The sequence below is a fragment of the Microbacterium sp. UBA3394 genome (assembly GCF_002358725.1).
Taxonomy (GTDB): Bacteria; Actinomycetota; Actinomycetes; order Actinomycetales; family Microbacteriaceae; genus Microbacterium; species Microbacterium luteum.
In genome coordinates, this window is the sequence record NZ_DEPK01000223.1 from 1 (window position 1) to 4,641 (window position 4,641).

The 4,641-nt window shown below is 68.2% G+C and carries 4 protein-coding genes and 2 pseudogenes; 1 reads left to right on the top strand and 5 read right to left on the bottom strand.

What is annotated here, in order from left to right:
• On the top strand, positions 1–489 hold a 489-nt coding region (locus tag B4E30_RS13615), incomplete at its 5' end, for a magnesium chelatase domain-containing protein (RefSeq protein WP_286795611.1).
• A gap of 9 nt (positions 490–498) precedes the next feature.
• Here B4E30_RS13615 and B4E30_RS13620 read toward each other — a convergent pair.
• The 5 genes and pseudogenes from B4E30_RS13620 to B4E30_RS16545 form a co-directional block, all read right to left on the bottom strand.
• The gene (locus B4E30_RS13620) at positions 499–909 is read right to left on the bottom strand and encodes a dehydrogenase (protein ID WP_286795612.1); all 411 of its coding nucleotides are present in this window, start codon (positions 907–909) and stop codon (positions 499–501) included.
• 267 nt (positions 910–1,176) lie between these two features.
• Entirely contained in the window at positions 1,177–1,863 is a 687-nt protein-coding gene (locus B4E30_RS13625) for a hypothetical protein (protein WP_286795613.1), read from the bottom strand.
• 67 nt (positions 1,864–1,930) lie between these two features.
• Entirely contained in the window at positions 1,931–2,434 is a 504-nt protein-coding gene (locus B4E30_RS13630; RefSeq protein WP_286795614.1) for an amino-acid N-acetyltransferase, read from the bottom strand.
• Between the two features lie 545 nt (positions 2,435–2,979).
• Positions 2,980–4,495, bottom strand: a pseudogene (locus tag B4E30_RS13635) (AAA family ATPase); the annotation flags it as partial.
• Positions 4,492–4,641, bottom strand: a pseudogene (locus tag B4E30_RS16545) (UvrB/UvrC motif-containing protein); the annotation flags it as partial. The pseudogenes B4E30_RS16545 and B4E30_RS13635, both read right to left, overlap by 4 nt.

Here is a 4,641-nt window from a genome sequence, read left to right on the forward strand (position 1 = left end):
CCCGGCACGTGTGTGACGATCGCCCTCGAGGGCCGCCGCGCGCTGCCGGTCGAGGTGCAGGCGCTCACCATCGGCACGGCGGCACCGAACCCGCGCCGCGTGGTCAACGGCGTCGACGGCGCTCGCGTGGCGATGATCCTGGCGGTTCTCGAGAAGCGCGCCCTGCTTCCCCTCTCGCAGCACGACGTGTACGTCTCGACGGTGGGCGGCGTGCGCCTCGCCGAGCCCGCGGCAGACCTCGCCATCGCCGTCGCGATCGCCAACTCCCTGAAAGACCGTGCCCTCGCCCGCGGCACCGCCGCGATCGGAGAACTCACCCTTTCGGGCGAGATCCGGCCGGTCGCCCAGGCGGCGCAGCGCCGCACGGAGGCCACGCGTCTGGGCTACACCTCCGTGGTCGATGCCGAGCAACGTACGGTCACGGCTGCTCTCCGCACGATGGAACGGCACGCAGCGCCCGCGCCGACGGAGCCGCCGCCGCGGTTCTGACCGCCTGAGTCAGGCGTCGAGGGCGGCGACGAGATCCGTCGGCGACGCCTGCATCGGATGCGGACCTGCGATGTCGAGGAAGACCGTCGTGATCTCCTTCTCGTGCGCGGCGAGGAAGGCGCGCAGCCACTGCGGCGATTGCAGCGCTACACCGGGCGGCAAGGTCTCCGGCTTGTGGGCGGCGTCGCTGAACAGCAGGAGCGCGACGTCTCCCGTGTTGGGGTCGCGGTAGGTCCAGACCTCGCCGACATCGAGCGGATTGTCACGATCGCCGACCGTCATGAGCGGCACGACCGTGGGGCCGTGCCGGAGGGCGAAGGCGACGGCCGCCATGTCCTGGGTCTGCAGCGCGTCCGTCAGCTGGGTGTTGCGGAAGTCCACCGGCTCGGATGCCTTCGCGCGTTTCTTGCGTGACGCCATCGTTCCAGCGTAATCGGCGCCGGCAGCAGCGAGAAAAAAGGGGGGACGTGGGGACGAGGCGAACTGGGGGATCGACTCGGCCCCACGTCATGCTCACGACCGAGGCCGGAGCAGGCTTCGGGCCCGCTGGGTGATCCACTGGGAAGGATCAGCTGCTGGGGACAGTTCCAGACGTACACCGAAGCTTGTTCAGTCTAGCCCGCGCGCGGTAGTGTATCTGTCCCCTTTTCGGGGGACAGACCGATATACCGGCTGAGAGTTTCTTCCTCAGTACAGGAGGAAGTACGCGGGTTCCGTCGAGCCGATGCCGCCGATCTCGACGTCGAGGTAGTACGACGCGCCGCCGCCGGGCGCACCGGGTCGTCCGGCATCCGAGCAGGTGTCCACCGACGACCGCGTGCGGTCCCACTCGACCGGGGTTGAGCTCTCCACCGTCTGCCCCGCCTCGAGCAGCACCAGCATGTCGCTCGGCTCGCTCTGGCAGTCGGTCGACCGCCACCACGTGTCGGATCCGCTCGTGACGGTGAAGGCCTGCGCCGCCGTCCCGACGTTGAGCGTGCAGTCGGCGCCGTTGTTCGTCAGCCGGATCGACAGCAGCGGATTCTCCCCCGCGGCGTATTCGGACTTGTCGGTGACGGCCTCGACGGTCAGATCGCGCGCGACGCACGGCGTGGCGGTCGGCGTCTCGGACTCCTCCGGCTCCGGGGTCTCCGCAGCCGGCGTGGTCACAGTCGCCGTCGGATCGGGTGTCGATGTCGGCGTCGCAGACGAGGCGGCCGGTGTCGCCGTCGGCGCAGGCGCCTCCTCCGATGACGCCCACGCCTGCCACGGCTGTGCCACGAAGAGCCACACCAGGCCCGCGACGATGAGCAGCGCAAGGAGCAGCACGGCCAGGCGCCGGCGACGATAGACCGCCGGTGAGTGTCGCCGCCTGCGCGGGGTGTCGCCGCTCATGCTCTCCAGGGTACGCACGCACGCCGTGCGAGCCCTATGGGCGCGCCCAAGGAGGTGCGCGACACCGTCAGAGGTGCTTGAGCATCCGGGTGTTGCCGAGCGTGTTCGGCTTCACGTGGGCGAGATCGAGGAACTCCGCAACTCCCTCGTCAGGGCTGCGGATCAGCTGCGAGTAGACATCGGGGTCGACCACCTGCTCGCCGATCACGTCGAACCCTCGACGGGAGAAGAACTCGACCTCGAACGTGAGGCAGAACAGGCGGGTGAGGCCGAGGTCACGCGCCTGCGTCTCGAGAGCGTCGACGATCGCCGTGCCGACCCCCTTGTGCAGCCACTCGTCCGAGACGATGAGGGTGCGCACCTCGCCGAGCTCCTCCCACATGACGTGGAGGGCACCGCATCCGATCAGGTTGCCGTCGGCGTCCTCCGCCACGAAGAACTGCTGCACCGCCTCGTAGAGCACCACGAGGTCTTTCCCGAGCAGAATCCGCTTCTGGACGTACGGCTCGAGCATGGTCTGGATGGGCCGCACGTCACGGGTTCGGGCGGGACGCACGACGTAATCGGCCATCCCCCCACCTTACGCCGCACGCTCCGCACACGACGAAGGGCGGATGCGTCCGCCTCGACCGGTCATCCTGGTCGAGGCGGAAGCATCCGCCCTCGTTCGTCGTCAGTTGGAGGCGGCGATGTCCGGCGTCGCAGTGATCTCTCCGGCGGTGCCGACACCGACGGCGACCTTCTCACCGCGCGGACCGTGCTCGAACTGGAAGACGCCGTTCTCGGCATCGACCTTCACGTGGTCACCGGGGTTGAGCTCGCCGTGCAGGATCTTCTCCGACAGGCGATCCTCGATCTCGTGCTGCATCGCGNNCTGCACCGCCTCGTAGAGCACCACCAGGTCCTTGCCGAGCAGGATGCGCTTGTGCACGTACGGCTCGAGCATCGCCTGGATGGGCCGCACATCGCGGGTTCGGGCAGGACGCACGACGTATTCGGCCATCCCTCCACCATACGCCGCAGGATCCGGGGGCATGCGGAAGGGCGGATGCCGTCGCACCGGCCCCGGTCCTCCCGGGAGGGTGCGACGGGCATCCGCCCTCGTGTCGCGTGGCCTCAGCTGGAGGCGGCGATGTCCGGTGTCGCGGTGATCTCTCCCGCGGTACCCACGCCCACCGAGACCTTCTCGCCACGGGGACCGTGCTCGAACAGGAAGAGGCCGTTCTCGGCGTCGACCTTGACGTGGTCGCCGGGGTTGAGTTCGCCGTGCAGGATCTTCTCGNNNNTCCTCGATCTCGTGCTGCATCGCGCGGCGCAGCGGGCGGGCACCGAGTGCGGGGTCGAACCCGACCTCGATGAGACGCTCCTTCGCCGGCATCGACAGCTCGATCGTCATGTCACGGTCGAGCAGACGCTCGCTGAGGCGCTTCGTGAACAGGTCGACGATCTGGATGAGCTCGTCGCGGTTCAGCTGCGGGAACACGATGATGTCGTCGACGCGGTTCAGGAACTCGGGCTTGAAGTGGCGCTTCAGCTCCTCGTTGACCTTCCCCTTCATGCGGTCGTACGACGTGGACGTGTCACCCTCGACCTGGAAGCCGACCGGGCCGCCGGCGATCGCCTGCGAACCGAGGTTCGTGGTCATGATGATGACGGTGTTCTTGAAGTCGACGATGCGGCCCTGACCGTCGGTCAGGCGACCTTCTTCGAGGATCTGCAGCAGCGAGTTGAAGATGTCGGGGTGGGCCTTCTCGATCTCATCGAAGAGCACGACCGAGAACGGCTTGCGGCGCACCTTCTCGGTGAGCTGCCCGCCCTCTTCGAACCCGACGAACCCGGGAGGGGCACCGAACAGCCGCGAGACGGTGTGCTTCTCACCGAACTCCGACATGTCGAGGGAGATCAGCGCACCCTCGTCGTCGAAGAGGAACTCGGCGAGCGCCTTGGCCAGCTCGGTCTTTCCGACACCGGTGGGTCCGGCGAAGATGAACGAGCCCGAGGGCCGCTTCGGGTCCTTCAGTCCCGCGCGCTGGCGGCGGATCGTCTTGGACAGCGCGGCGATGGCCTCTTCCTGGCCGATGACGCGCTGGTGCAGCGCCTTCTCCATGAAGACCAGGCGGCTGGACTCCTCCTCGGTGAGCTTGAACACCGGGATGCCGGTGGCCTGCGCGAGCACCTCGGCGATCAGACCTTCGTCGACGACCGCGTGGCTCGCGACGTCGCCGGAGCGCCACTGCTTCTCCAGGCGCAGGCGCTCGGCCAGCAGCGACTTCTCCTCGTCGCGCAGCGACGCGGCCTTCTCGAAGTCCTGCTCCTCGCTGGCGGTCTCCTTGTCTTCGCGGACCTTCGCGATCTTCTCGTCGAACTCGCGCAGCTCCGGCGGGCTCGACAGGATCGACAGGCGCAGGCGTGCGCCGGCCTCGTCGATCAGGTCGATGGCCTTGTCGGGCAGGAAGCGGTCGGCGATGTACCGGTCGGCGAGGTTCGCGGCGGCGACGATCGCGCCATCCGTGATCTGCACCTTGTGGTGCGCCTCGTAGCGGTCGCGCAGGCCCTTCAGGATGTTGATGGCGTGCGGCAGAGCCGGCTCGTTCACCTGGATGGGCTGGAAGCGACGCTCGAGGGCGGCATCNNCTCGGCGATCAGACCCTCGTCGACCACCGCGGGCGATGAGACCTCGCCCGAACGCCACTGCTTCTCGAGGCGCAGCCGCTCGGCGAGCAGGCTCTTCTCCTCGTCGCGCAGCGCCGCTGCCTTCTCGAAGTCCTGGTCTTCCGA